The organism is Chitinophaga sp. HK235, assembly GCF_018255755.1.
In the GTDB taxonomy this organism is placed as follows: Bacteria; Bacteroidota; Bacteroidia; order Chitinophagales; family Chitinophagaceae; genus Chitinophaga.
Genome location: NZ_CP073766.1, coordinates 4017433 through 4042222, shown reverse-complemented (window position 1 = coordinate 4042222; position 24790 = coordinate 4017433). Strand labels below are relative to the sequence as shown.

The window sequence follows — 24790 nt, the reverse complement described above, 5'->3', positions numbered from 1 at the left end:
CGATCATGAGACGCTTACATATATTATCCATCGCTTTGGGCACAATGATTTTAGTTATGTCCAGCGGTTGCAAAAAGTACCTCGATGTTAATACAGACCCGGACCGTCCTGTGAGTGCACCTCCTGGGGCTGTGCTCTCAGGTTCCCAGGTAGCACTGGCCTATGTATTGGGCGGTGCCGATTTTTCCCTGGTAACCGGTATTCTCACCAATCAGGTAGATGGTGCTGACAGACAGTTTGCAGCCTATCAGAAATATCTCCTGGTAGCAGATAACTTCACTAATCCCTGGGGAACGATTTACCAGAATGCTATGAACAACTTCGTGGAACTGAGGAAAGTAGCAGAAGAAAAAAAGTATCCGCACTTTGCCGGGATCAGCAAAGTGCTGACTGCATATACCCTGTGTGCGAGTACTGATGTATGGGGAGATATTCCTTACAGTGATGCATTCAAAGGACTGTCTTTCCAGTTTAAGTCCAAGTACGACAAACAGCAGGATATCTATAAAACAATAGATCAGCTGCTCACTGATGCGATAAAAGATCTGAATACACCTAACAGCGCAGCCGGCACATTACCCGGCGGCAGTGACCTGATGTATGGCGGCAGTGCAGCTTCCTGGATAAAATTCGCTAACTCCATCCGTCTGAGAATACTGATCCATCAAACCAAAAGGGACCCTAACGCCGCACAGAAAGTGGTGGACGCAGCAGGTGCCGCTGGTGGCCTTATCAGCGCTGGCAAAGATGATGCGCAGTTAAATTTCCTCAATGATGAAAAAAGGGCCAATCCACTGTATCAGTTTAATTCACAGCGTGACGGATATGCCAGCTATGGTGCTTCTGATATGTTTGTTCAGATGGGAGCCCTGTCAGACCCCCGTATTGACAAATATCTGCCCGGTGGTTTCTATGATCAGATCAGCTCACCGGTTTTATACATCACCAGCTATGAAGTAAACTTTATCCTGGCGGAAGCTCATGCCAGACTGGGACATGTAGCGCAGGCCAAAAGTTATTATGAGGCTGCCATCAAGGGTTCTTTCGATAAAGTAGGTGCTGATATAGGTGATTACCTTACCCGGATAGGAGTAAGCTTTGATGCTGCTACCACAGATGACGCAAGGCTTGCCCTGATCATGACCCAGAAATATTACGCTATGTATCTGCAATCAGAATCCTTTGCAGACTGGCGCCGTACCGGTATTCCGGCGCTTGTTTCCAAAAATGCCGGACAGGAAATCCCCAGACGTTTACCTTATCCGCAAACAGAACTGTCTTACAATAAGGAAAATGTGCCTACTGGCATCACTCTGACCTCCAGAGTTTGGTGGGATCAATAAGATTTTACCTGTTTAAATAACGAAATAAAAAAAGAGGGCTTATTTGAGCCCTCTTTTTCTATTTTTGTAGGGCTAAATCATACAAATATGGAAAATCAGCACGAAGAGCAGAATCAGCTTAACATCGAGTTAAATGAAGAGATTGCAGAAGGGCAATACGCCAACCTTGCTATAATCACCCATTCCAACGCCGAATTTGTAGTGGATTTTGTTAACGTGATGCCCGGCCTGCCCAAGGCTAAAGTCAAGTCCCGCATCATTCTTACCCCTCAGCATGCCAAACGCTTCATGAAAGCTTTGCAGGATAATATCAAAAAATATGAATCTGTTCATGGTGCAATCCAGGACCAGGAGCCGGTTTCAATGCCCATGAATTTTGGAGGTCCCACTGCTCAAGCGTAAAGTACCATGGAACATATTTATTCTTATCATCATCTGACGGAGTTTACCCGTGAAGTTTTTATTCGTATGGGTTGCTCTCAGGAACATGCTATGCTTGCCAGCGAAGTGCTGGTAGCAGCCGATCTTAGAGGCATCGATTCTCATGGGGTGGCACGTTTGTCTGGTTACATACGTTTATGGGAAGCCAAACGCATCAATGCCCGTCCGAATATCCGTATTGTACATGAAACCCCCAGTACTGCCGTAGTAGATGGTGATGCAGGCCTTGGCCTGGTAGTAGCACCCTACGCAATGGAGGTCGCCATAAAGAAAGCTGCCGCCGCCGGTACCGGCTGGGTGAGTGTGAAAAACTCCAACCACTTCGGTATAGCAGGATATCATGCCATGAAAGCATTGGACCACGATATGATCGGTATGGCCATGACCAATGCCAGCCCGCTGGTAGCCCCTACTTTCGCCAAAGAGCGGATGCTGGGCACCAATCCTATCGCAGTGGCCATCCCTGCAAAGGAACAGCCGGCTTTCGTGGCCGATTTTGCCACTACCACTGCTGCTAATGGTAAACTGGAAATATTACAGCGTAAGAACCTGGAAGCGCCCTATGGATGGATTCAGGACAAAGAAGGAAATCCCAGCACCAACCCGCATGAACTCAAGGATGGCGGCGCATTGCTGCCACTGGGAGGCGACCGTGACCACGGAAGTCATAAAGGGTATTGTTTGGGAGCAATAGTTGATATATTTTCGGCCGTCCTTTCAGGCGCCAATTACGGACCCTGGGCACCGCCATTTGTGAGTTTCCTCCCGCTGGCGCCCGATCCTGTAGGAGAAGGCCTGGGACATTTCTTCGGAGCCATGCGCGTAGATGCTTTCCGTCCTGCGGAAGAATTCAAAACGCATATGGACACCTGGATCAGCCGCTTCCGCGCCGCCGTGCCGGTAGAAGGCAAACAGGTGCTCATCCCCGGTGATCCCGAAAGGGAAATGCAACAGCACCGGCTGCAAAACGGAATACCGGTACTGGCACCGGTGGTAAAAGATATGCAGGAAGTAGCGGCTAAATTCAAATTGAATTTTTAATTCTCAATCATTCATATAAACCGCCCGGGAGCAGCTTTAAACTATTCCCGTTGCAGACAAAAACAATTATACGCAGATGAAAGTGTTAAAATTTGGTGGAACCTCCGTGGGAAAACCAGAGCGCATGCATTCAGTAGCACAACTGATCACCGAAGATGACGATCAGAAAATTGTGGTACTGTCTGCCTTGTCAGGCACCACAAACTCACTTGTGGAAATCAGCCAGTCATTGTCAGAAGGCAAAAAAACACAGGCGAAGCAGCAGATAGATAAGCTGGAAAGCCACTACAGGACCTTTTGCGAAGAACTGGTGAAGCAGGACGATGGCCGCGCCAAAGCTAAAGCCATCGTAGATGAACACTTTGAATTTCTGAATATCATACTGAAGATATCCTTCAATGAAGCATTGAACAAAGATATCCTCGCCCAGGGTGAGCTGCTGTCTACCCGCCTGTTCTGTGCATATCTGGAAGAAGCCGGCATCCCTGCCGTACTGCTGCCAGCACTCGATTTCATGAGCATCGATGAATACGAAGAACCGGAAATCCCTAAAATCAAAATCAAATTGGGTAACCTGATCAGCCAGCATAAAGGTCAGCACATCTTCATTACCCAGGGATATATCTGCCGCAATGCCAAAGGAGAAGTGGATAACCTGAAACGCGGTGGCAGTGATTATTCTGCTTCCCTGATCGGAGCTGCTATCCAGGCTTCTGAAATACAGATCTGGACAGACATTGACGGTATGCATAACAACGATCCGCGTGTGGTGAAAAAAACTTTCCCCATCGATCAGTTGTCCTTCGATGAAGCTGCAGAGCTGGCCTATTTTGGCGCTAAAATCCTCCACCCGGCTTCTATCTGGCCTGCCCAGCACTTTAATATCCCGGTGAAGCTGCTCAACACTATGCAGCCAGACGCCAAAGGCACCATCATTACTGAACTGCCTAATGGTAACGGGGTAAAAGCCATCGCTGCAAAAGATGGTATCATCGCTATCAAGATCAAATCCAGCCGCATGCTGCTGGCATACGGTTTCCTCCGGAAAATATTTGAAGTATTCGAAAAATATCGCACACCAATCGATATGATCACCACTTCTGAAGTGGCGGTATCACTCACCATCGATAGTCAGGTGAACCTCGATCAGATCCTGAAGGAACTGCAGCCGTTCGGCACCGTGGAACTGGATCACCACCAGACCATCGTTTCTATCGTAGGTAATGAAGTGGCAGCTACTCCTTCTATCATCACCAAACTGTTTGATGCACTGGAAGGCACACCGTTACGGATGATCTCCTACGGCGGTAGCAGACACAATATTTCTATCCTGGTTAATGGCCAGTATAAGGATAAAACCCTGCAGGCACTTAATAAAGGGCTGTTTGGCCTGGAGTAGTCCGGTAGAAAAAATAAAAAGAGAGCGGCTGTACCTGTTGGATACAGCCGCTCTCTTTATGTATGAATGTTTTATACTTTTCTCAGCCGCTGATCAAATACAAACGGCTGGGTGGTGATAATGGAGATATTAGCTGCATCGGGATGCAGCGGATTGATGAGGTAGTTAAATTCTTCTGCAATCACCACAGAAGGTATTTTGAGGACGGCATAACGCGCAGTGTCTACCCATTCGTCGCCGATACATTGTAGTTCCGGGAATGGAGCGAGTGATTGCCAGCCTGAAGGCAGGTCCTGTTTGGTAATGATTCTGATGGCAATATCGTCGGGAATGTGGATAGTGGCAATGCAGAAATCCTGTACGATGTTTTTCAGCGGGATATGTACCAGTACTTCCAGTGCAGACAGCGCTCTGCTGCCAGCGGTGTATACGATCGCATGCCCCGGGCTGTTCCACCGGCCGCCGTATAACCGCGCACCTGTACCAGTAAGATCATTGATGTAAGCGCACTTACTGATCCTGTATACTTCCATGGATGAAGGTTGATATTATGCAAAAATTCCGTGTTCTATACGCCCCAGCTCATCCTGTATGAGCTGAAAACCGAAAGTGGTGTCGAGGAGCGAGATAGGAAGTTGATAGTTGAAGGCTGGGAGTGGGGTACGCATCCATTCCTTGAAGTTTTCCAGATTACCGAAAACCTCGGTGCCTCTTTGGTAAAGCTGGGAGAGGAGAATGGCGCGTTCGGAGGTGTCAGCAGAAAGTTTGGCGTCATCTGCATACCGTTGTAAGGTCCTTTCTGAGATATGCAGCACCTGTGCCAGCTCAGCCAGTGAAAAAGAAAGCTGGCGGCTCAGGTTTAGTAAGGCTCTTTTCAGCACGCCACTGCGGGAAAGCTGAATAAAATCAAAATAACCACTACCGGGAACATAGGCCGCTCCTGGTTCTTCCACGATCATTAATGCATTCTCCTGCACATGGTATTTTTTAGCATGTTTCATGATGCCGACATTTGACACAAAAATACAACATTTTGTCGGGTTATCGGAATTTTTTATCCTCGAAATATCCGATCTTTCGCATCTGACTGATTTCCAGTGTGATAACGCTGTATTCAGCAACTACCTTCCCCTGCAGGATATAAAAACCACCCTTCTGAAAAGGATATTGCCGCAGGCTGTCCGGAAAATGTACCGTATCAATAAAATGACCTTCCCGGTCGAGGAAAGTGCCAAAACACATCGGCTCACCTCTGGATGTGCGCATAAACTTGGTGGTAACCAGATAACCCAGGGTAGTAACCGGCAGATGGATGTATTTGTTGAAACTACGGGCAGGGATATACGCAGACTGATCATGCGATAGCACCTCAAAAGGTGATATTAGCGGGAATCCCAGCAGATCAATTTCATCGAAGGCATCTTCGTGCATATGGTAGGCCAGTTCCGGTAGTTCACAGTTGACCGGCGCCGGGCTGAAGAGTGACATGGTATGAGAGGAGGTACTGGTATCTTTCTGACGCACCAGCAAACTGCTTTTCCACAACAGCTGTTTTTTGGTATGTCCGGTGAAATGGAAACAGCCGATGCGGATCAGCAGCTCCAGCTGTTCTGCACCAGGGGCTATTCTGGCACAGAAATCCTCCAGATGCAGGTATGGCCCGTATTGCCGGCGTTCTTCCAGTATCCGTTCTGCCAGCGCCTGTTCCAGCCCTTCTATATGAATAAAGCCTACATACACATCTTCCCCTTTGATATTGGTAGAATAGTCGCTGTTGTTGATACAGGGCGGATGTAGCCGGATACCGGTTTTTTTCAACTCCTGGAAATACAGTTCCCGGTTATAGAAGCCGCCGAAGTTATTGATAACGGCCACCATAAACTCTGCGGGGAAGTAGGTTTTCAGATACAGGCTTTGGTAACTCTCTACGGCGAAGCTGGCGGAATGGGCTTTAGAGAAGGAGAAGTTGGCAAAACTGGCAATCTGCCGCCACACTTCCACCGACACTTCATAAGGCCGTCCCAGTCTGGCGCAGTTGGCAAAAAATCTTTCCTGGATCTGCTCAAACTCTTTGGTCCCCCTGTATTTCCCTGCCATGGCCCGCCGCAGCGTATCTGCATCGGCCAGTTCCATATTGGCGTACTGGTGGGCCACTTTGATCACATCTTCCTGATACACCATAATACCAAAGGTTTCCTTGAGCAAGTCCTCAATAATAGGGTGCAGATAAGTAACGGAAGCGGGATTGCGATAGCTTTGAATATATTGTTTCATCATGCCTGACTGGGCTACTCCCGGCCGGATGATAGAGCTGGCAGCTACCAGCGCCAGATAGTTGTCGCATTCCAGTTTCTGCAGCAGCTGCCGCATGGCAGGGGATTCAATATAAAAACAACCGATCGTATTCACCTTTTTCAGATTTTCCCGCACTTTGGTATCGATGGTAAAGGCTTTTACATTGTGAATGTCGATGTCTACCTGTTTGTTTTCCCGGATAAGATCAATGGCATCGCGGATATGCCCCAGGCCGCGCTGACTGAGGATATCGAACTTATACAGCCCGATGCGTTCGGCCTGCCACATGTCCAGTTGTGCAGTACTGAAGCCTTTGGGCGGCAGGTAGGTAGTACAGTAATGATGAATAGGTTCGTCGCTGATAAGAATACCGCCGGCATGTATGCTGAGATGGTTGGGAAAGGATTTTTCCTGGTCCATCAGTTTGCTGAAATGCAGGATTTTGCGCTGGATATTGTCTTCATTCAGTTGTATGTTGAAACCGTTCTCCAGGATCTTATCGATTTCTTTTTTGGGAAGCCCATACACCTTACCCATCTCCCGGACGATGGCATTGGTCTGGAAAGTGGTGACAGTGCCCAGCAACGCAGTATATTCCCGGCCATATTTATCAAAAACATACTGAATGATCTCGTCGCGGTCACGCCAGGAAAAATCGATGTCAAAGTCTGGTGGTGAAGTGCGGTAAGGATTCAGGAAACGTTCAAAAAACAGGTCCAGTTCTATTGGGTCTACATCTGTTATTTTCAGGCAGTAGGCTACGATGGAGTTGGCGCCACTGCCGCGTCCTACGTAAAAGAAACCCCGTTCCTGTGCGTAGCGGATAATATCCCAGGAGATAAGAAAGTATGCTTCAAACTCCAGCTGGGCAATGATTTTCAGCTCACGCTCTATGCGGCGTGCCGATTCCGGATTGTCTTTGCCGTAGCGGTATTCCATGCCTTCATAGGCCAGCTCCCGCAGTTTTTGCCGGTCTTCTTCCACGCTGCCGAGAAAATATTTCCGGTTGCGGGGAACGTTCATTTCCATATCTACCGTGCAGGTTTCCAGGATACTAAGGGTGTTTTCCACAATATGCGGGTATTGCTCAAAATGCTCCACCATTTTGGCAGGATGAATGAACTGGTCGTGGATAGTGCCGGTGGTATGGGGCTCCAGCTGGGAAATCAGGATGTTCTGATCGATGGCGCGCAGTATCCGGTGCAGTTCAAAGTGTTCATTGTCCTGAAAGGTGACAGGATGCATGACCACCAGTTTGTGGCGGATGCTGAGGGTGTCCACGCGGAACAGTTTATTGATATCACGGGGTTTAATACCCAGCAGTTCATGTGGGAGGAGTATCTCCGGTGCAAGGCTGCCCCAGGTATAGATGGCGTAGGTGCCGGGTAGGGCCGGTGCCCGGTCGGGGAATGGGTGGCCGCTATGCAGGTATTCGGAAAGAAACAGGTTGATCTGGTACCAGCCTTCCTGGTTGCGGGCCAGGAGTATATAGCGGAAAGTGGTTTGCTGATGGCATTCCACGCCCAGCACCGGTTTGATCAGGTGTTGCCTGCATTGCTCCACAAACTCCCAGGCATCGGAGGTGATGTTGATATTAGTGAGGGCCAGGGTGGTGATGCCCAGCTGCGCGGCTTTTTCGACCAGCATGCTGGCAGGCATGGTGCCATAGCGCAGGCTGAAAAATGTTTTACAGTTCAGGTACATGGCGTCATCCTTTGTAGTATGGCATGATATCTTTTTGCACAGGATATTTCCGCTGGCCGGGAGGCGCCACGTTGGTGCCTTTCATGAGCAGGTCTGCGCCAAAGCGGTTTTTGATATGGTCGATAGCCTGATAAAGGGCGATCATTTCCTGGCTGTCGTCGAAGAGATTGATCTGGTAGTTGCCTTGCACGAGATGGCTGAACCGTACGCCGATAAGGCGTACCAGCAGGCGGCGGTCATACAGTTTTTTAAACAGGTCTTTTACTTTTTCAAGCAGTACATGATCGGAGCAGGAGTAGGGGATAGACATTTGTTTGGTGACGGTTTCAAAGTCGGAGTACCGGATTTTGAGGGTCACGCAGCCGGTCAGTTTGTTCTGCTGGCGTAGTTCAAATGCTATTTTTTCGGTCATGCGTACCAGTTCGGCATGGAGGAATTCCATGTCGATGGTATCTGCAGGGAAGGTACTTTCGGTGGAGATGGATTTTTGTTCATAGTAGGGCACTACCGGGGATTCGTCGATGCCGTTGGCTTTTTTCCAGAGGGAGATGCCGTTTTTCCCCATCCAGGCTTCCAGCAGGGAGATGGGTACCTCGCTCAGGGTTTTGACGGTTTCCACGCCGCGGCGTCTGAGTTGTGCGGCGGTTTCCTTGCCTACCATGGGTATTTTCTCGATGGAGAGGGGGGCGAGGAAATTTTTTTCATGGCCGAACAGTATTTCCAGTTGCCCGTTGGGTTTGGCTTCATCGGTGGCTACTTTAGAGACGAGTTTGTTAGATGCGAGGCCGAAGGAAATGGGCAGTCCGGATTCTTTAATGATGGCTTTTCTCAGTTCCGTGGTCCATTTGAGGGAGCCGAAAAATTTGTCCATGCCGGAGAGGTCGAGATAAAACTCGTCGATGGATGATTTTTCGTACAAAGGAGCTTTGTCGGCAATGATGCTGGTCACTTCCCGTGATTTTTCGCTGTAGCGATCCATGTCACCGCTGCGGACGATGGCGTGAGGGCAGAGCCGCAGGGCTGTTTTCATGGGCATGGCCGAGTGGATGCCATAGCGGCGTGCTTCGTAACTGCAGGCCGCTACTACGGCGCGGTCGCTGCTGCCGCCTATTAACAGGGGTTTACCTTTCAACCGGCTATCCTGCTGGCATTCCACCGACACAAAAAAACAATCCAGATCAAAATGCGCGATAGCACGCTGTTGTAACGTGAGCATATAATTCCTGTTTAACAAAGCGATAGGCGGATGGCAGGCCGGGCGTAGGGTCAGCATAGACAGTGATCAGCAGGGCCTGCCAGCCGTAATCACTTTTGTAGCCGCAATTTACTAAATTTATTAGTAATACTAAAATAATTAGTATTTTATTGCTTGGATTTTATCCCCATTTTCAATTTTCCTATCTTTGATACAACATATCAGACGGGCAATCTGTAGTATAAGGGAATGGTAATGAGGGAATAAGGCGAAAGTGAATGTTGATCTTTTAAACTATCGTCCCATGAAACAAACCAATGCATTGAAGGAGTTTCTCATCCTGGCCCTGCTACTCTTGCCCATGGCTTATCTGGCCATTATCTGGAACAATCTGCCGGTGGATATTCCAACAAGCTTCGACAAGAGTGGGAATCCGGAGGGGATGAATGGCAGAACAGCTTTTCTGCTGTTGATGATCTTTCAGTTTGTGACCAACGCATTGATCTATGCGCTGTTCCGTTATATTCCCCCGGAAGAAAGCAATAGTCCGGTGGTGTCTACAATAGAGCAGCGGGAATATTACAGGGTACGGTTTGCCATACATATTTATCTGGCGTTGTTCTCCTGTTTGATTATCTTTATGGTGAGTCTGGGCAAACCGTTCGAAATGGCGCGTTGGGCCTTTGTGGTGATAGGTGTGTTGGTGATCGGTATCGGGTTGTATCTGCGGAAACTGCAAACAACGCCCAACCATTACATCGGGGTGCGAACGCCCTGGACATTGCAGAGCAGTGAGATATGGACTAAAACGCACCAGATGGCGGCTACTTTATGGATCAGTGCCGGTGTGGTGATGATCATCATTAGTTTTTTCCTGCCGCTGATTACCGGGGTGTTTCTGATTTTCTTTGCGGCTATTGTACTGGCAGCCCTGCCTTATATCTACTCCTTCCGGTTGTATAATAAGGACAAAGGATAAGTATTTCGTAGTGGTCAATCAATAAAAAGAAAATGGCGGTCTATTGACCGCCATTTTTCATCAATACGTTTTTGCTTGATATTAGTACCAGGCTGCACCCAGTGCCTGACGGAAAGGCCAGGGGATGAGCGCCAGGATCAGGATAAATGCAATGCCATAGAATGTAAGGGCCAGCTTGTGTTTCTGAGCATCGGAAGTAGCTTTTTTCACTTTGGATTTGCCGATATGCACCAGGGCGATGGCAATCACAGCCATGAGGGTGTGCTCAACAGTAAAAAAGCGCAGGGCAGGATTTTTCATAGCGGCGCCCATGTCTGCCAGTCCGGCTTTTGCTTTCTCGCTAAATACAAAATATAACAGCAGTCCTACCAAAAGCTGGATATCACAGAAGATCATAAAAAACAATCCTGCTTTATTATCAGCTGCGGTGAACGGCGTTTTGCCGGAAACACCTTTAAAAGCGCGGATAACTGCCCAAAGCCCAGCCAATACGATTGCCCATCTCAGAATGGAGTGTAGATGTACCATAACATGTTGATTTTACCGCGCAAAAATAAGCGAAGCGGCTTGAATATATTTGGGATTTTATAAAATTATTTGCTAATTTTGTTAGCAAGGTACTAAATTATTTAGGTTATGTCCGTAGTATGTCAGAATTTGAAATATCTGCGTAAGCAAAAAGGCTGGACGCAGCAAGAGTTTGCAGACAAACTGGGCATCAAGCGTTCTTTGCTGGGTGCATACGAGGAAGAGCGTGCGGAGCCACGTACGGAGGTGCTGGAACAGGTCAGTGACATGTTCCGGGTTTCCATCGATGACCTGCTCCGGCGTGATCTCGGTTCCCAGAAAGATAATTTCCTGGAGAAGCGCCGCCAGCAGAAACTGGGCAGCGCCCGTCAGGCGATACAGTTTGTACCGGTGAAAGCTGCCGCCGGTTACCTTGCCGGCTACAATGACGATGAATTTATTGAGGAGCTCAACACCTTCACCCTGCCTATGCTGGGTGCCGGCGATTACCGCGCTTTTGAAATTGCCGGTGATTCCATGTTGCCTGTTACCTCCGGTTCCGTTATCGTATGCCATAAGGTAGAAGGCTGGGAAGAAATCAAAAGCAATGAAACCTACGTGGTAATCACTTCCCGTGAAGGCATTGTTTTTAAAAGAGTGGTGAAAAGCACCCGTTCCAAATCCAGGCTTACACTCGTATCAGACAATCCCCAGTTTGAACCTTATCCGGTGGAAATGGAGGATGTGCTGGAATTATGGCAGTCTGATGCCGTTATCAGCAAATCCAGCCAGCAAAGCCGTATGAGTGTCAACCATCTGGCTGATATGGTCAGCCACCTGCAGGATCAGGTAAGTCTCCTGAAAAAGAAAATCAAAGATTAACAGTCGCCGGTAATGGGATTTTTTGATAGGACGCACCGGTGAGCAGTGGCATAGATCAATTCCTTTTCCCCTGCATATCAGTACGATACATCAAAAAATCCCGGAATCGGAAATTGGTTTTTTGTTTTTATAAAATGTTATGTTATCTTTGCGTTCCTAAAAAATAAGAGGCAAAAATTATGTTGATCATTGATTCTAAAGATTGCGAAAACATAGACAAGGCGCTTAAAAAATATAAAAAGAAATTTGAGAAAGCACGTATCCTGCTTCAGCTCAGATCCCGCCAGTCTTTCACTAAACCATCTGTTAAACGCCGTAACGAGGTGTTAAAGGCTGTTTACAAACAACAGCTGGCGAGTGGTAAACTTGAAGCTTAGTCCTTGTCTTTAGCCATCACTGGCTGACAACTCAAAATATTTGATGATTGTAAGGTTATTTGATAACTTTACAATCATCAATCTTTTTGCGTTGAACGAAATACTATATTCCTTAGCCGAGCGGTTCATCTCCCATATCCAGCTCGAAAAGCGATACTCAGAGCATACCTGCACCGCTTATCGCAACGATCTCCTTCAGTTTTTCGATTATACTACGGCTGCCTACGGTAATGTGTCCGTAGGAGATATTACCCACGTAATGGTCCGCAGCTGGCTCGCCAGTCTGATGGAAGATGCCATGACAGCCAAAAGCGTTAACCGGAAAATATCCTCCCTTAAATCCTTTTTCAAATTCTGTATCCGCCAGGAACTGCTGCAGCAGACCCCGATGGCCAAAGTGGTAGCGCCTAAAATCAGCCGCCGCCTGCCAGGATTTATTGATGAAAAAGGTATGAAAGCCCTGGAAGATAACCGCAGCCCGGTGTCTGTCACCTCCCCCGTTATTTTTGCAGACGACTTCGAAGGAGATACCCACCGCCTTATTTTCGAAATATTTTACCAGACCGGTATCCGTTTGTCGGAACTGATCTCTTTACAGGAGTTCAGGGTCGATAAAGGTAACCTGACCATTAAAGTGATGGGAAAGGGAGGGAAGGAACGGATTATTCCGATCAGCAACCGGCTGTATGACCAGATTAGTGAGTATATGGCACAGAAACGCCGTCAGCTGGAAGAATTTGAGTCAGGTGTATTGCTGGTGCATCCGCACAGCGGGCAACGGTTATATCCCAAATATGTGTACCTCATGGTGCGCAAATACCTGACGGACCATGAAATCACTACGTTCCGGAAGAAAAGTCCGCACCTGCTGCGGCATACTTTCGCCACGCATCTGACAAACAACGGGGCCGACCTGAAAGCGGTAAAGGACCTGTTGGGCCACGCCAGTCTTACTTCTACACAGATTTATACGCATACAACGATAGAACAGCTGAAGAAGGTTTACCAGCAGGCACATCCTAAGGCGTAACGTACATTTTATTCACCTTTAACAAAATATTACGCATCAGAAGATCATTGCATTACAAAAGTGAGTATATTTAATACAGAAGTTCTTTCACAATCAAGAGAATGCCTATGACCATAGTTTACTAACTAGAACCTAGATTGTTAAATATTAAAAAATTAGTGTTATGAACGTTCAAATTCAAACTGTGCATTTTGATGCTGATTCAAAACTGATTGATCACGTGAACAAAAAATTGCAGAAGCTGAACACCTTTTACGATCGGATCATCAGTGTGGATGTGTTTTTAAAGTTGGATAATTTAGCGCATCAGGTTAAAGATAAGATTGCCGAAATAAGAGTACGAATTCCCCGCCAGGACCTCTTTGTGAAGCATGAGTCCAAATCCTTCGAAGAGTCATTTGACTTAGCTTTTGACTCCTTAGTCAACCAGGTTAAAAAGCAGAAGGAAAAGAAATTTCAATAATTTTTTAAAATAATTTTGGAAATATCAATCTCTTTGCTACCTTTGCCATCCCGATTCAAAAAGAGGGTCGGTAAAAGGTAGCAAAGTTCTTTATGGTAGGGCGTTTTCAGCGAGACAGATAAATTTTTAAATATTTGTAACAAACTGAAAAAAAGATTTTGAGATTTGAAAAAATCAATTAATTTTGCGCTCTCTTTCAATGAGTTACTTTTTTGAAAGCAAGGTTTTTTGAAAAGATGCCAGCATAGCTCAGTTGGCCAGAGCTACTGATTTGTAATCAGTGGGTCGGGGGTTCGAATCCCTCTGCTGGCTCCACGATTTTAATCTGCATCATCTCTCGATGATCAGATGTCAGAATCAAAAACAATTGGGCAGGTTCCAGAGCGGCCAAATGGGGCGGACTGTAAATCCGCTGTCTTTCGACTTCATAGGTTCGAATCCTATCCTGCCCACAAAACGGCGTGTTCCGCCTTTGCCCTTGCAGAGGCGGAACTTAGTTGTTGAGTGGAAGGTGAGTAGTTCAGAAGTGAAGGGTTTGGTCCTGTGTTACAACAGCCTTTATGTTCTTTTATTTATTTGGGAATACTTTAAACAGCGTAATAACCTGTTGTTTAAAGTGTCCATTATGCGGGAGTAGCTCAGTTGGTAGAGCGACAGCCTTCCAAGCTGTAGGTCGCGGGTTCGAACCTCGTCTCCCGCTCGCATAATATTCATGCAATTTTCAAGCTGTTGTAGCTCAGGGGTAGAGCACTTCCTTGGTAAGGAAGAGGTCGAGAGTTCAATTCTCTTCAACAGCTCTTTGAATTTTAGAAGAGAAGAATCATTGTGGTGAGATTACTTCACAACAAACCAACTCCATAAAATTCGAATTTCGGATTCGAATTTGTAAATTCCGCACTCCGAAATAAAACTTAGCGTTGTAGCTCAATGGTAGAGCAACCCACATCAATTTTCCGGGAAGGACGTGAGTTCAATTCTCATCAACGGTACAAGTTTGTAAAACCGTTTTTTTAAAACAACTATCAATACAATCTTTACAAACCATCTAAAAAGAAAATACAATGGCAAAAGAAACCTTTAAGCGGGATAAACCCCACGTAAACATTGGTACCATCGGCCACGTGGACCACGGTAAAACTACCTTGACTGCTGCCATTACCACAATTCTGGCGAACAAGGGTCTGGCTGAGAAGAGAGGCTATGATGAGATCGATGCGGCTCCTGAAGAAAAAGAAAGAGGTATCACTATCAATACAGCTCACGTAGAGTATCAGACTGCTAGCCGTCACTATGCTCACGTTGACTGCCCTGGTCACGCTGACTATGTGAAAAACATGATCACCGGTGCCGCTCAGATGGACGGTGCTATCCTGGTGGTTGCCGCTACAGACGGTCCTATGCCACAAACAAGAGAGCACATCCTGCTGGCTCGCCAGGTAGGTGTACCTCGTATTGTTGTTTTCATGAACAAAGTTGACCTGGTTGACGATCCTGAGCTGCTGGAACTGGTTGAGATCGAGATCCGTGACCTGTTAACTTCTAACGGCTTCGACGGTGACAACGTACCTGTTATTCAGGGTTCTGCTACCGGTGCGCTGGCTGGTGACGCTAAATGGATTGGCGCTATCGACCAACTGATGGAAGCTGTTGATACTTACATTCCGCTGCCTCCTCGTCCGGTTGATCAGGACTTCCTGATGTCCGTTGAAGACGTATTCTCTATCACTGGTCGTGGTACCGTTGCTACCGGTCGTATCGAACGCGGTCGTATTAAAGTGGGTGAGAACGTTGAAATCGTAGGTCTGCAGGAAGAACCACTGAAATCCACTTGCACTGGTGTTGAAATGTTCAAAAAACTGCTCGACGAAGGTGAAGCTGGTGACAACGCTGGTCTGCTGCTGCGCGGTATTGAGAAAACTCAGATCCGTCGTGGTATGGTTATCTGCAAACCAGGTTCCATCACTCCGCACACTGAATTCAAATGCGAAGTTTACGTACTGAGCAAAGAAGAAGGTGGCCGTCACACTCCGTTCTTCAACAAATACCGTCCTCAGTTCTACTTCCGTACAACTGACGTAACTGGTGAAGTTGAACTGCCTGCAGGTGTTGAAATGGTAATGCCTGGTGATAACGTAACACTGACTGTAAAACTGATCCAACCGATCGCTATGGACAAAGGTCTGAAATTCGCTATCCGCGAAGGTGGTCGTACAGTAGGTGCTGGTCAGGTTACTGAAATCCTGAAATAAGTATCTCACAATACTAAAAGCCATTAGCTTCAGCTATTAAATGTCAGGAATTATTATTATATTTGCTGACTGCTGAGAGCTCAACGCTAATGGCTTTATACACGGGTATGGTGCAACGGTAGCATACGGGTCTCCAAAACCTTTGATCTGGGTTCGAATCCTAGTACCCGTGCCAGGTTAATTAAAAATATATAGATGGTTGAATTGTTATTATTATCAAATAGAACAATTCAACCATTTTTAGGCTTTAATCAATTGACCATAAATCGTTAACTTTACAGAATGAATAAGATCAGAAACTACTTCCGTGAGTCTTATCATGAGTTGGTCTACAAAGTATCCTGGCCTACCTGGCAGGAACTGCAGTCTTCTACCATGATCGTGCTGATAGCGACCCTCTTTGTTACAGCATTGGTATGGGGGATGGACGCCGCTTCCAATTTTGTGTTAGCACACTATTACGAAATATTCAAAAAATAAAACATGGATGCAACCAATATTCCTGCTCAGGAAACAAAGTGGTATGTACTCCGCGTTGTTAGTGGCAAGGAAAAAAAAGTGAAGGAATACCTGGATATTGAAGTGCGCAGGTCTGATTGGGGCAATGTGATCACTCAGGTGTTTCTGCCAGTGGAAAAAGTTTACAAGGTGCAGGCTGGTAAAAAGGTGATGCGTGAAAAAAACTTCTACCCCGGTTATGTGATGATTGAAGCCATCGATGGTAAAATGACAGATGAAGTGATCCAGGCTATCCGTAACGTGTCTGGTGTAATCCACTTCCTCGGTAAGGAAAAACCCATTGCACTCCGTAAAGCCGAAGTAAACAAAATGTTAGGTAAAGTGGACGAACTGAGCGATCAGGGACTCACCATGAGTGAACCTTTCATCGTCGGCGAAACCATCAAGATCATCGACGGCCCGTTCAACGATTTCAACGGTGTAATCGAAGAAGTGATCGAAGACAAAAAGAAACTGAAAGTAACGGTGAAAATCTTTGGCCGTGCCACTCCTGTGGAACTCAACTTCATGCAGGTGGAAAAATTATCATAGTTACCACAGCTATAACTTTATTGAAAAAGCGTTCCGGAATGCCGGAACGCTTTTTTACTTTTATTATTTACCAGTTTATTGATCTGACAACGATGAAACGACTGATCAGCACCCTAACCTGTAGCTTGTTGCTCCTCCAGGCAACCGCCCAGACTCCTGTCAAAAAAACAACCAATACCTCAGCAGCCGCCATCACTTTCGCTTCTATCCCTGATTCTGTGACGGGTTCCTCCACATCCATGGCCACTTATCTGGCCTCCCATAGTGAAAGTAAACTGGCAGCCCTCCGTTCCCTGTATGGCTGGATGTCTTCCCATATCCAGTACGATATGGTGAACACCTTTAAACCCGACTATTATAAAGATACCACAGACGCTATCAGAAAAACCCTGCAAACCCGTACCGCCGTATGCCAGGGGTATTCTGCCCTGTTTATGGATGTATGCCGGCAAGCTGGCATACCAGCCTGCCTGATAAGCGGGTATACGCTGACCAACGGGAAGGTGGATAACGCCAGTCATGCCTGGGTAGCCGTATTGCTGGACAACGAGTGGCAGCTGATAGACCCTACCTGGGGATCAGGTGGGGTGATCAACAATAAATATATAGCCCGGGTCAACTGGAAATACTTCCTGGTATCACCGGCTGTATCTATTAAAACACATGTACCCTTTGATCCATTATACCAGTTCCTGGAGCAGCCGCTAAGGCACGATGAGATACGGGATGGGAAATGGGCGGCCGGCGCCGGTAGACCTCGTTTTGCCTACCGTGATACGTTGGCGGCCTTTACCAGTATGTCTTTACAGGACAGGGCAGCCAATGCTGTGGCCAGGATAGATCGTTACGGGGTGACCAATCAGATGGTTTCTGGTGAAATGACCTACCTCATCAATGTGACGATGGTAGAAAAGCACAATGCAGAAGTTATAGCCCAGAACGGTGTGATTGACAGGCTTAATGCGTGTAGCAGCCGGTACAACAGGGTAGTCAACAGTTTTAATGATTATGTGGTGTTCCGGAATAATCAGTTTACTCCTACGAAGCCGGACAAGGAAATCCGGGAGTGGGTAGATGGAATGATGAGTAAGACTACGGAGATAGAGCAGCAATTACAGGGACTGACAATTACAGATCCGGGGAATCGTCGTGTGCTGGCGGAGTTAGAGGAGTCAGTAGCACAAATGAAGCGGAGGCTGGCGGAAGAGCAGGCTTTTGTGACAAAATATATCAAAACGGGAAAGGTTTTCCGGAAGTCACTGTTTTATAAATTGGCATTTTAGGTGTAACTTTGCCGCTCCCCGGATAATAAGGTTTTTTTTGTGTGAATGCAATAGATTTGTAAAAAAAAGGCGTCTGGTAGCAAAAAGGATGCCCAAATTCGAAAACTTTTTGTTGTTTTCATATTAATAATTACCTTTGCATCCCCTTTAAAAGGTTATTTCGTTCCTTTTAAATTTGGGAGTTCTCTGCTCTGCAGAGGGCGTTTTAACCAAATTAAATCAAATAGTATGGCAAAAGAGATCGCAACGTACGTGAAATTGCAGGTTAAAGGCGGCCAGGCCAATCCTGCACCTCCAATTGGTCCCGCTCTGGGTTCCAAAGGTGTGAACATCATGGAGTTCTGCAAACAGTTCAATGCCCGTACCCAGGACAAAATGGGTAAAGTATTGCCTGTACTGCTGACTGTTTACACTGATAAATCTTTCGACTTTGTAATCAAGACTCCTCCGGCTCCTGTACAGCTGCTGGAAGCTGCTAAAATACAAAGTGGTTCTAAAGAATCTAACCGTAACAAGGTGGGTAAAGTTACCTGGGCTCAGGTAGAAGCAATTGCACAGGATAAAATGCCTGATCTGAACTGCTTCACACTGAACAGCGCTATGAAAATGGTAGCTGGTACTGCTCGTAGCATGGGTATTACTGTAGAAGGTAAAGCACCCTGGGAAAACTAATTGTTTCACCTGTTAAGGCAGGAACTTTAAATCATTTTGACAATGGCAACAAAAAAGAGAAAAGTCGCTCAGGCTAAGGTGGATAAAAATAAGGCGTATTCGCTGAAAGACGCATCCAACCTGGTAAAAGAGATTAACTGTACTAAATTCGACAGTTCTGTCGATTTACATATCCGCTTAGGCGTTGATCCTAAGAAAGCAGACCAGGCTATCCGTGGTTCCGTAACGCTTCCTCACGGTACTGGTAAAACAAAGAAAGTTTTAGTGCTTTGCACACCTGACAAAGAAGCTGCCGCTAAAGAAGCTGGTGCTGATTTCGTAGGTCTGGACGAATTTATCCAGAAGATTGAAGCTGGCTGGACTGATATCGACGTAATCGTCGCTACTCCGGCTGTAATGCCTAAAATCGGTAAACTGGGTAAAATCCTGGGTCCCCGCAACCTGATGCCAAACCCGAAAACCGGTACTGTTACCAACGACGTAGCAGCAGCAGTAAATGACGTGAAAGGTGGTAAAATTACCTTCAAGGTTGATAAAGCTGGTATCATCCACGCTTCTATCGGTCGTGTTTCTTTTGCTTCCGATAAAATTGAGCAGAACTCTATGGAGCTGATCAATGCTATCATCAAGCTGAAACCAGCTACAGCAAAAGGTACTTACCTGAAAGGTCTGTCCATGGCCAGCACAATGAGCCCTGGTATTGCAATCGACACTAAATCTGTTCAAAACTAATTGATCACGAGTGTGTAGCCTTTTTTCCGCAAGGAAAATGGCTTGCTACAAACGTAATAATATGAATAAAGATCAAAAAAATGAGGTGATCGAACTGCTGAAAAGTAAGTTCTCTCAATATAGCAACTTCTACATCACTAACACCGAATCATTAACGGTAGCGCAGGTGAATAACCTGAGGAAAGTTTGCTTCGATAAGAATGTGGAAATGAAGGTGGCTAAAAACACCCTGATCCGCAAAGCACTGGAATCACTGGACAACGAAAAATACGCTGGTATTTATGATTCACTGAACGGTGTAACTGCCCTGATGTTCTCTGACAGCCCGAAAGAGCCTGCAGTAATCATCTCCAGCTTCCGTAAAGCTAACAACAAACTGGAAAAACCAGTTCTGAAAGCAGCTTTCGTAGCAGACGAAATCTTCGTTGGCGACAACCAACTGACTGCCCTGACCAACATCAAGACCAAAAACGAACTCATCGGAGAAATCGTTGGTCTGTTGCAATCTCCTGCCAAACGCGTTATCGCTGCTTTGCTGGAAAAAGGCAAGAAAGAAGGCGCCGTGGAAGAAGCTCCTGCTGCAGAATAATCTGGAATTTAGCTATTTGGCTATTTAAATATTTAAATAATCAAATATTAAAATTTCATAATAACAATGGCTTCCAAGTCACAATATATAATTAACATCATTACAAAAAATTACTTAAAAACATTATAAAATGGCAGACGTAAAAGCATTAGCCGAACAATTAGTAGGTTTAACTGTTAAGGAAGTACAAGAACTCGCAGACGTACTGAAAAATGAGTACGGCATTGAACCAGCAGCTGCTGCGGTAGTTGTTGCTGCAGGTGGTGGCGAAGCTGCTGCTGCTGAAGAAAAAACTGCATTCAACGTAGTTCTGAAATCCGCAGGTGCATCTAAACTGAACGTTGTTAAGGTTGTAAAAGACCTGACCGGTCTGGGTCTGAAAGAAGCGAAAGAACTGGTTGACGGCGCTCCTAAATCTGTGAAAGAAGGCGTTAGCAAAGCAGAAGCTGAAGATCTGAAAGCTAAGCTGACTGAAGCAGGTGCTGAAGTTGAAATTCAGTAATTCTTTGCTTAGTATACATCTTTTTCAAGGTCAAAAGTGCTCCTGCACTTTTGGCCTTATTCCCTTTGGGAAAGTGTCTTTTTCAGGAGTCAAAACGGGGAATCACCCAAGGTGACTTTGACCATGTGTAGAAGGCATACTTTATTGAGGATGAATATTGGTAAAGAAATCTTAATTTCCCTAATTCTTACAAGTCATATAACTGCTAACTTCGAATATGTCTCTAAAAAAAGCCCAAACAAGCGAAAGAGTAAATTTTGGAAAGATCAAACAAGTTACTGAGACACCGGATCTGTTGGCTATCCAAATCCAATCTTTCAAGGATTTCTTCCAATTAGAAACCACACCAGACAAACGAAATAACGAAGGCCTTTTTAAAGTATTTAAGGAGAACTTCCCGATTACAGATACCCGCAATATCTTCAATCTGGAGTTCCTTGATTATTTCGTAGACCCTCCGCGCTATACCATTGAGGAGTGTATTGAACGTGGGCTTACTTACTCCGTACCGTTGAAGGCCAAACTGCGCCTCAGCTGTAATGATGAGGAGCATGTGGATTTTCAGACTATTGTGCAGGACGTGTTCTTAGGTAACATACCCTACATGACCCCAAGAGGTACTTTCGTTATTAATGGTGCTGAGCGCGTAGTTGTATCCCAGCTGCACCGCTCTCCTGGTGTATTCTTTGGTCAATCTGTTCACCCGAACGGAACGAAGATCTACTCTGCAAGGGTGATCCCGTTCAAAGGTGCCTGGATGGAGTTTGCGACAGACATTAACAATGTGATGTACGCTTACATCGACCGTAAGAAGAAGTTCCCTGTTACCACACTGCTGCGTGCTATCGGCTACGAAACCGATAAGGACATCCTGCAGCTGTTTGGTATGGCTGATGAAGTAAAAGCAGACAAGAAAAGTCTTGATAAATATGCCGGCAAAAAGCTGGCTGCCCGTGTTTTAAGAAGCTGGGTGGAAGACTTTGTGGATGAGGATACCGGTGAGGTGGTAAGTATTGAGCGTAATGAAATTATGCTCGAACGTGACAGCATTCTGGACGAAGCAAACATCGAGACCATCGTAGATATGGGCCTGAAGAGCGTTTTCGTACAGAAGGAAGAGGTGAGCGGTGATTTCTCCATCATCTACAATACATTAAATAAGGATACATCCAACTCCGAGCTGGAAGCCGTTCAGCACATCTACCGCCAACTGCGTGGTGCCGATGCGCCGGATGATGAAACAGCAAGGGGTATCATCGATAAATTATTCTTCTCCGACAAACGTTATGATCTCGGAGATGTAGGTCGTTATAAAATCAACCGGAAACTGGGCCTGTCTACTGCACTCGATATGAAAGTGCTGACAAAAGACGACATCATTTCCATCATCAAATACCTGGTACAGCTGACCAACGGTAAAGCAGAGATCGACGATATCGATCACCTGAGCAACCGTCGTGTACGTACTGTGGGTGAGCAGTTATATGCTCAGTTTGGTGTTGGTCTGGCTCGTATGGCCCGTACCATCCGTGAGAGAATGAACGTTCGTGACAACGAGGTGTTTACACCGGTAGATCTGATCAATGCGAGGACCCTGTCTTCTGTGATCAACTCCTTCTTCGGTACCTCTCAGCTGTCTCAGTTCCTCGACCAAACCAACCCGCTGTCTGAAATCACGCACAAACGCCGTATCTCCGCTCTCGGTCCCGGTGGTTTGAGCCGTGAAAGAGCAGGCTTCGAGGTGCGTGACGTTCACTATAGCCACTACGGCCGTCTGTGTACGATCGAAACACCGGAAGGTCCGAACATCGGTCTGATCTCTACCCTCTGCGTACACGCGAAAGTGAACGAAATGGGCTTCATCGAAACTCCTTACCGTAAGGTTAATCAGGGTAAGGTAGATATGCATAGTGTGGAGTTCCTGAGCGCTGAGGAAGAAGATACCGTGAAAATTGCACAGGCAAATGCTCCTTTGGATGACAAAGGAAACTTCATCAATGATAAAGTTAAATCCCGCGAAACCGGCGACTTCCCGATCCTGGACAGACAGGATGTGGAGTTTATGGACGTAGCGCCTAACCAGATCGTAGGTCTGAGTGCTTCCCTGATTCCGTTCCTCGAACATGATGACGCCAACCGTGCGTTGATGGGATCAAACATGCAACGTCAGGCCGTGCCACTGCTGAATCCGGAAGTTCCTATTGTAGGTACCGGCCTGGAAGCAAAGGCAGCACGCGACTCCCGTCTGCAAATCACTTCAGAAGGAAAAGGCGTGATCGAATTCGTGGACGCCAAGGAAATCCATGTTCGTTACGAGCGTGACGAGCTGCAGAAACTGGTGAGCTTCGAAGACGACCTGGTAATATACAACCTGACCAAATTCGTGAAAACGAACCAGAGCACCTGTATCAACCTCAGACCTTGCGTTAAGAAAGGTCAGCGTGTGGAAATAGGTGACTTCCTGACCGAAGGCTACGCTACCCGCGGTGGTGAGCTGGCACTGGGCCGTAACATGAAAGTGGCCTTCATGCCATGGAAAGGTTACAACTTTGAGGATGCGATCGTAATCTCTGAGCGTGTAGCACGTGAAGACCTCTTTACCTCCATCCACATCGACGAATACGAACTGGAAGTACGTGACACCAAACTGGGTGAGGAAGAACTGACCCCGGATATCCCGAACGTGAGCGAAGAGGCTACCAAAGACCTCGACCAGAACGGTATTATCCGTGTGGGCGCCCACATTAAGGAAGGTGACATCCTGATCGGTAAAATCACTCCGCGTGGTGAATCTGATCCTTCTCCGGAAGAAAAACTCCTCAGAGCGATCTTCGGTGACAAGGCATCTGATGCTAAAGACGCTTCCCTTAAAGCACCTCCATCTACAGAAGGTGTGGTGATTGACAAGAAGCTGTTCAGCCGCGCGAAAAAAGATAAAAACTCCAAGACCCGTGAAAAAGCGGCGATTGAGAAACTGGAGAAAATCCACCAGAAAAATACGGAAGACCTGCTGGAAGTGCTGATGAGCAAGTTGCTGGTATTACTGAAAGACAAAACGTCTCAGGGTGTTACCAACACTTACGGTGAAGTGCTGATTTCCAAAGGTTCCAAATTCTCTCAGAAGAATCTGGTGAACGTTGACTTCATGAACGTGAATCCGCTGGGCTGGACTACCGACGAGGTAACCAACGACCAGATCAACACTCTGCTCCACAACTACAACATCAAGTACAACGAAGAGCTGGGCCGTTACAAACGTGAGAAGTTCAACATCTCTATTGGTGACGAGCTGCCTGCTGGTGTACTGAAACTGGCGAAGGTTTACCTGGCCAGCAAACGTAAGCTGAAAGTGGGTGATAAGATGGCGGGACGTCACGGTAACAAGGGTATCGTAGCCAAGATCGTGCGTGATGAAGACATGCCGTTCCTGGAAGACGGTACACCACTGGATATCGTACTGAACCCGCTGGGTGTACCTTCCCGTATGAACCTCGGACAGATCTATGAGACTGTACTGGGTTGGGCTGGTCTGAAGCTGGGCATGCGTTTCGCTACACCGATCTTCGATGGTGCCACTACAGAAGAAATAGCCGGATATATCAATGAAGCAGGTCTGCCAAGCTTTGGTCACACTTACCTGTATGATGGTGAAACGGGTGACCGCTTCCACCAGAAAGCAACCGTGGGTGTTATCTACATGCTGAAACTGAGCCACATGGTGGATGATAAGATGCACGCCCGTTCTATCGGACCGTACAGCCTTATCACACAACAGCCTTTGGGTGGTAAAGCACAGTTTGGTGGTCAGCGTTTCGGTGAGATGGAAGTGTGGGCACTGGAAGCATACGGTGCAGCCAACATTCTGCAGGAATTGCTCACTATTAAATCCGATGATATCGTTGGTCGTGCCAAAGCATATGAATCAATTGTGAAGGGTGATAACATTCCGAAAGCGGGTGTTCCTGAATCCTTCAACGTATTGATCCATGAATTGCGTGGTCTGGGTCTGGATCTGAAATTTGACTAAGAGCTTTTAGCTACCAGCCGTTAGCTCCGC

At 46.6% G+C, this 24790-nt stretch carries 23 protein-coding genes and 5 tRNA genes; 23 read left to right on the top strand and 5 right to left on the bottom strand.

Translation table 11 applies throughout. The features are described 5' to 3' along the window. Positions 1–5 precede the first annotated feature (5 nt). The 4 genes from KD145_RS14575 to KD145_RS14560 all read left to right on the top strand — a co-directional run bounded on the left by KD145_RS14575 (position 6) and on the right by KD145_RS14560 (position 4224). Positions 6–1343 (top strand): SusD/RagB family nutrient-binding outer membrane lipoprotein, encoded by a 1338-nt coding sequence (locus KD145_RS14575; RefSeq protein WP_212006575.1) that lies wholly within the window; start codon positions 6–8, stop codon positions 1341–1343. 87 nt (positions 1344–1430) lie between these two features. Continuing rightward, complete coding sequence (locus KD145_RS14570) at positions 1431–1745, top strand: DUF3467 domain-containing protein (RefSeq protein WP_212006574.1); 315 nt, start codon at positions 1431–1433, stop codon at positions 1743–1745. A 6-nt stretch (positions 1746–1751) separates the two neighbouring features. Further along, positions 1752–2825: an Ldh family oxidoreductase gene (locus tag KD145_RS14565; RefSeq protein WP_212006573.1), complete on the top strand. Its 1074-nt coding sequence runs from the start codon at positions 1752–1754 to the stop codon at positions 2823–2825. Between the two features lie 76 nt (positions 2826–2901). Beyond that, positions 2902–4224: an aspartate kinase gene (locus tag KD145_RS14560; RefSeq protein ID WP_212006572.1), complete on the top strand. Its 1323-nt coding sequence runs from the start codon at positions 2902–2904 to the stop codon at positions 4222–4224. Between the two features lie 71 nt (positions 4225–4295). Here the strand turns inward: KD145_RS14560 and KD145_RS14555 are convergent, their stop codons facing one another. Genes KD145_RS14555 through dinB form a run of 4 tightly spaced genes read right to left on the bottom strand, consistent with a single transcriptional unit; the run spans position 4296 to position 9439 of the window. After that, positions 4296–4757, bottom strand: a complete 462-nt coding sequence (locus KD145_RS14555; protein WP_212006571.1) for an RES family NAD+ phosphorylase — start codon at positions 4755–4757, stop codon at positions 4296–4298. A gap of 15 nt (positions 4758–4772) precedes the next feature. Continuing rightward, positions 4773–5225, bottom strand: a complete 453-nt coding sequence (locus tag KD145_RS14550) for an antitoxin Xre-like helix-turn-helix domain-containing protein (RefSeq protein WP_212006570.1) — start codon at positions 5223–5225, stop codon at positions 4773–4775. Positions 5226–5265: 40 nt separating this feature from the next. Beyond that, positions 5266–8223, bottom strand: a complete 2958-nt coding sequence (locus tag KD145_RS14545) for a DNA polymerase III subunit alpha (protein ID WP_212006569.1) — start codon at positions 8221–8223, stop codon at positions 5266–5268. 4 nt (positions 8224–8227) lie between these two features. Then, positions 8228–9439, bottom strand: a complete 1212-nt coding sequence (gene dinB, locus KD145_RS14540; protein ID WP_212006568.1) for a DNA polymerase IV — start codon at positions 9437–9439, stop codon at positions 8228–8230. Between the two features lie 283 nt (positions 9440–9722). Here dinB and KD145_RS14535 point away from each other — a divergent pair, with 283 nt between their 5' ends. Next, entirely contained in the window at positions 9723–10397 is a 675-nt protein-coding gene (locus tag KD145_RS14535) for an SdpI family protein (protein WP_212006567.1), read from the top strand. A gap of 81 nt (positions 10398–10478) precedes the next feature. Here KD145_RS14535 and KD145_RS14530 read toward each other — a convergent pair whose 3' ends face one another. After that, the gene (locus tag KD145_RS14530; protein WP_212006566.1) at positions 10479–10925 is read right to left on the bottom strand and encodes a hypothetical protein; all 447 of its coding nucleotides are present in this window, start codon (positions 10923–10925) and stop codon (positions 10479–10481) included. 108 nt (positions 10926–11033) lie between these two features. On the opposite strand from KD145_RS14530, the gene KD145_RS14525 reads away from it, so the two are divergent. The 18 genes from KD145_RS14525 to rpoB all read left to right on the top strand — a co-directional run bounded on the left by KD145_RS14525 (position 11034) and on the right by rpoB (position 24760). Then, positions 11034–11786, top strand: coding sequence for a LexA family transcriptional regulator (locus KD145_RS14525; RefSeq protein ID WP_212006565.1), 753 nt, complete (start codon positions 11034–11036; stop codon positions 11784–11786). A 179-nt stretch (positions 11787–11965) separates the two neighbouring features. After that, the gene (gene rpsU / locus KD145_RS14520) at positions 11966–12163 is read left to right on the top strand and encodes a 30S ribosomal protein S21 (protein WP_212006564.1); all 198 of its coding nucleotides are present in this window, start codon (positions 11966–11968) and stop codon (positions 12161–12163) included. A 91-nt stretch (positions 12164–12254) separates the two neighbouring features. Beyond that, positions 12255–13193, top strand: coding sequence for a tyrosine-type recombinase/integrase (locus KD145_RS14515; RefSeq protein ID WP_249219835.1), 939 nt, complete (start codon positions 12255–12257; stop codon positions 13191–13193). 163 nt (positions 13194–13356) lie between these two features. Beyond that, the gene (hpf, locus tag KD145_RS14510; RefSeq protein ID WP_212006562.1) at positions 13357–13656 is read left to right on the top strand and encodes a ribosome hibernation-promoting factor, HPF/YfiA family; all 300 of its coding nucleotides are present in this window, start codon (positions 13357–13359) and stop codon (positions 13654–13656) included. A 238-nt stretch (positions 13657–13894) separates the two neighbouring features. Further along, positions 13895–13971, top strand: a tRNA-Thr gene (locus KD145_RS14505). 54 nt (positions 13972–14025) lie between these two features. After that, positions 14026–14108 (top strand) — tRNA-Tyr (locus KD145_RS14500). Positions 14109–14283: 175 nt separating this feature from the next. Next, positions 14284–14356 (top strand) — tRNA-Gly (locus tag KD145_RS14495). A 25-nt stretch (positions 14357–14381) separates the two neighbouring features. Continuing rightward, positions 14382–14453 (top strand) — tRNA-Thr (locus tag KD145_RS14490). Between the two features lie 264 nt (positions 14454–14717). Beyond that, a complete protein-coding gene (tuf, locus tag KD145_RS14485; protein ID WP_113617218.1) occupies positions 14718–15905 on the top strand; it encodes an elongation factor Tu in 1188 nt (395 codons plus the stop codon). A 101-nt stretch (positions 15906–16006) separates the two neighbouring features. Continuing rightward, positions 16007–16080: transfer RNA gene (locus tag KD145_RS14480), tRNA-Trp, on the top strand. 107 nt (positions 16081–16187) lie between these two features. Continuing rightward, a complete protein-coding gene (gene secE / locus KD145_RS14475; protein WP_113617219.1) occupies positions 16188–16385 on the top strand; it encodes a preprotein translocase subunit SecE in 198 nt (65 codons plus the stop codon). A gap of 3 nt (positions 16386–16388) precedes the next feature. Beyond that, positions 16389–16955: a transcription termination/antitermination protein NusG gene (gene nusG / locus KD145_RS14470; RefSeq protein WP_212006561.1), complete on the top strand. Its 567-nt coding sequence runs from the start codon at positions 16389–16391 to the stop codon at positions 16953–16955. A gap of 38 nt (positions 16956–16993) precedes the next feature. Further along, entirely contained in the window at positions 16994–18238 is a 1245-nt protein-coding gene (locus KD145_RS14465; RefSeq protein ID WP_212006560.1) for a transglutaminase domain-containing protein, read from the top strand. 228 nt (positions 18239–18466) lie between these two features. Continuing rightward, positions 18467–18910 (top strand): 50S ribosomal protein L11, encoded by a 444-nt coding sequence (rplK, locus tag KD145_RS14460; protein ID WP_212006559.1) that lies wholly within the window; start codon positions 18467–18469, stop codon positions 18908–18910. 42 nt (positions 18911–18952) lie between these two features. Then, positions 18953–19642 (top strand): 50S ribosomal protein L1, encoded by a 690-nt coding sequence (rplA, locus tag KD145_RS14455; RefSeq protein ID WP_212006558.1) that lies wholly within the window; start codon positions 18953–18955, stop codon positions 19640–19642. A gap of 61 nt (positions 19643–19703) precedes the next feature. Then, entirely contained in the window at positions 19704–20231 is a 528-nt protein-coding gene (gene rplJ, locus KD145_RS14450) for a 50S ribosomal protein L10 (RefSeq protein ID WP_212006557.1), read from the top strand. A gap of 130 nt (positions 20232–20361) precedes the next feature. Next, entirely contained in the window at positions 20362–20733 is a 372-nt protein-coding gene (gene rplL, locus KD145_RS14445; RefSeq protein ID WP_113617224.1) for a 50S ribosomal protein L7/L12, read from the top strand. A gap of 217 nt (positions 20734–20950) precedes the next feature. Continuing rightward, a complete protein-coding gene (gene rpoB, locus KD145_RS14440; protein ID WP_212006556.1) occupies positions 20951–24760 on the top strand; it encodes a DNA-directed RNA polymerase subunit beta in 3810 nt (1269 codons plus the stop codon). Positions 24761–24790: the final 30 nt, after the last annotated feature.

Bases quoted from the DNA above. Each gene is read 5' to 3' on its own strand.
- KD145_RS14525 (WP_212006565.1), top strand. From the start codon at position 11,034: ATGTCCGTAGTATGTCAGAATTTGAAATATCTGCGTAAGCAAAAAGGC.
- KD145_RS14570 (WP_212006574.1), top strand. From the start codon at position 1,431: ATGGAAAATCAGCACGAAGAGCAGAATCAGCTTAACATCGAGTTAAAT.
- hpf (WP_212006562.1), top strand. From the start codon at position 13,357: ATGAACGTTCAAATTCAAACTGTGCATTTTGATGCTGATTCAAAACTG.
- rplJ (WP_212006557.1), top strand. From the start codon at position 19,704: ATGAATAAAGATCAAAAAAATGAGGTGATCGAACTGCTGAAAAGTAAG.
- nusG (WP_212006561.1), top strand. From the start codon at position 16,389: ATGGATGCAACCAATATTCCTGCTCAGGAAACAAAGTGGTATGTACTC.
- rpsU (WP_212006564.1), top strand. From the start codon at position 11,966: ATGTTGATCATTGATTCTAAAGATTGCGAAAACATAGACAAGGCGCTT.
- rplK (WP_212006559.1), top strand. From the start codon at position 18,467: ATGGCAAAAGAGATCGCAACGTACGTGAAATTGCAGGTTAAAGGCGGC.
- KD145_RS14575 (WP_212006575.1), top strand. From the start codon at position 6: ATGAGACGCTTACATATATTATCCATCGCTTTGGGCACAATGATTTTA.
- KD145_RS14465 (WP_212006560.1), top strand. From the start codon at position 16,994: ATGCCGGAACGCTTTTTTACTTTTATTATTTACCAGTTTATTGATCTG.
- KD145_RS14555 (WP_212006571.1), bottom strand. From the start codon at position 4,757: ATGGAAGTATACAGGATCAGTAAGTGCGCTTACATCAATGATCTTACT.
- KD145_RS14535 (WP_212006567.1), top strand. From the start codon at position 9,723: ATGAAACAAACCAATGCATTGAAGGAGTTTCTCATCCTGGCCCTGCTA.
- KD145_RS14565 (WP_212006573.1), top strand. From the start codon at position 1,752: ATGGAACATATTTATTCTTATCATCATCTGACGGAGTTTACCCGTGAA.
- dinB (WP_212006568.1), bottom strand. From the start codon at position 9,439: ATGCTCACGTTACAACAGCGTGCTATCGCGCATTTTGATCTGGATTGT.
- KD145_RS14560 (WP_212006572.1), top strand. From the start codon at position 2,902: ATGAAAGTGTTAAAATTTGGTGGAACCTCCGTGGGAAAACCAGAGCGC.
- KD145_RS14530 (WP_212006566.1), bottom strand. From the start codon at position 10,925: ATGGTACATCTACACTCCATTCTGAGATGGGCAATCGTATTGGCTGGG.
- rplL (WP_113617224.1), top strand. From the start codon at position 20,362: ATGGCAGACGTAAAAGCATTAGCCGAACAATTAGTAGGTTTAACTGTT.
- KD145_RS14550 (WP_212006570.1), bottom strand. From the start codon at position 5,225: ATGAAACATGCTAAAAAATACCATGTGCAGGAGAATGCATTAATGATC.
- tuf (WP_113617218.1), top strand. From the start codon at position 14,718: ATGGCAAAAGAAACCTTTAAGCGGGATAAACCCCACGTAAACATTGGT.
- KD145_RS14545 (WP_212006569.1), bottom strand. From the start codon at position 8,223: ATGTACCTGAACTGTAAAACATTTTTCAGCCTGCGCTATGGCACCATG.
- rplA (WP_212006558.1), top strand. From the start codon at position 18,953: ATGGCAACAAAAAAGAGAAAAGTCGCTCAGGCTAAGGTGGATAAAAAT.
- secE (WP_113617219.1), top strand. From the start codon at position 16,188: ATGAATAAGATCAGAAACTACTTCCGTGAGTCTTATCATGAGTTGGTC.
- rpoB (WP_212006556.1), top strand. From the start codon at position 20,951: ATGTCTCTAAAAAAAGCCCAAACAAGCGAAAGAGTAAATTTTGGAAAG.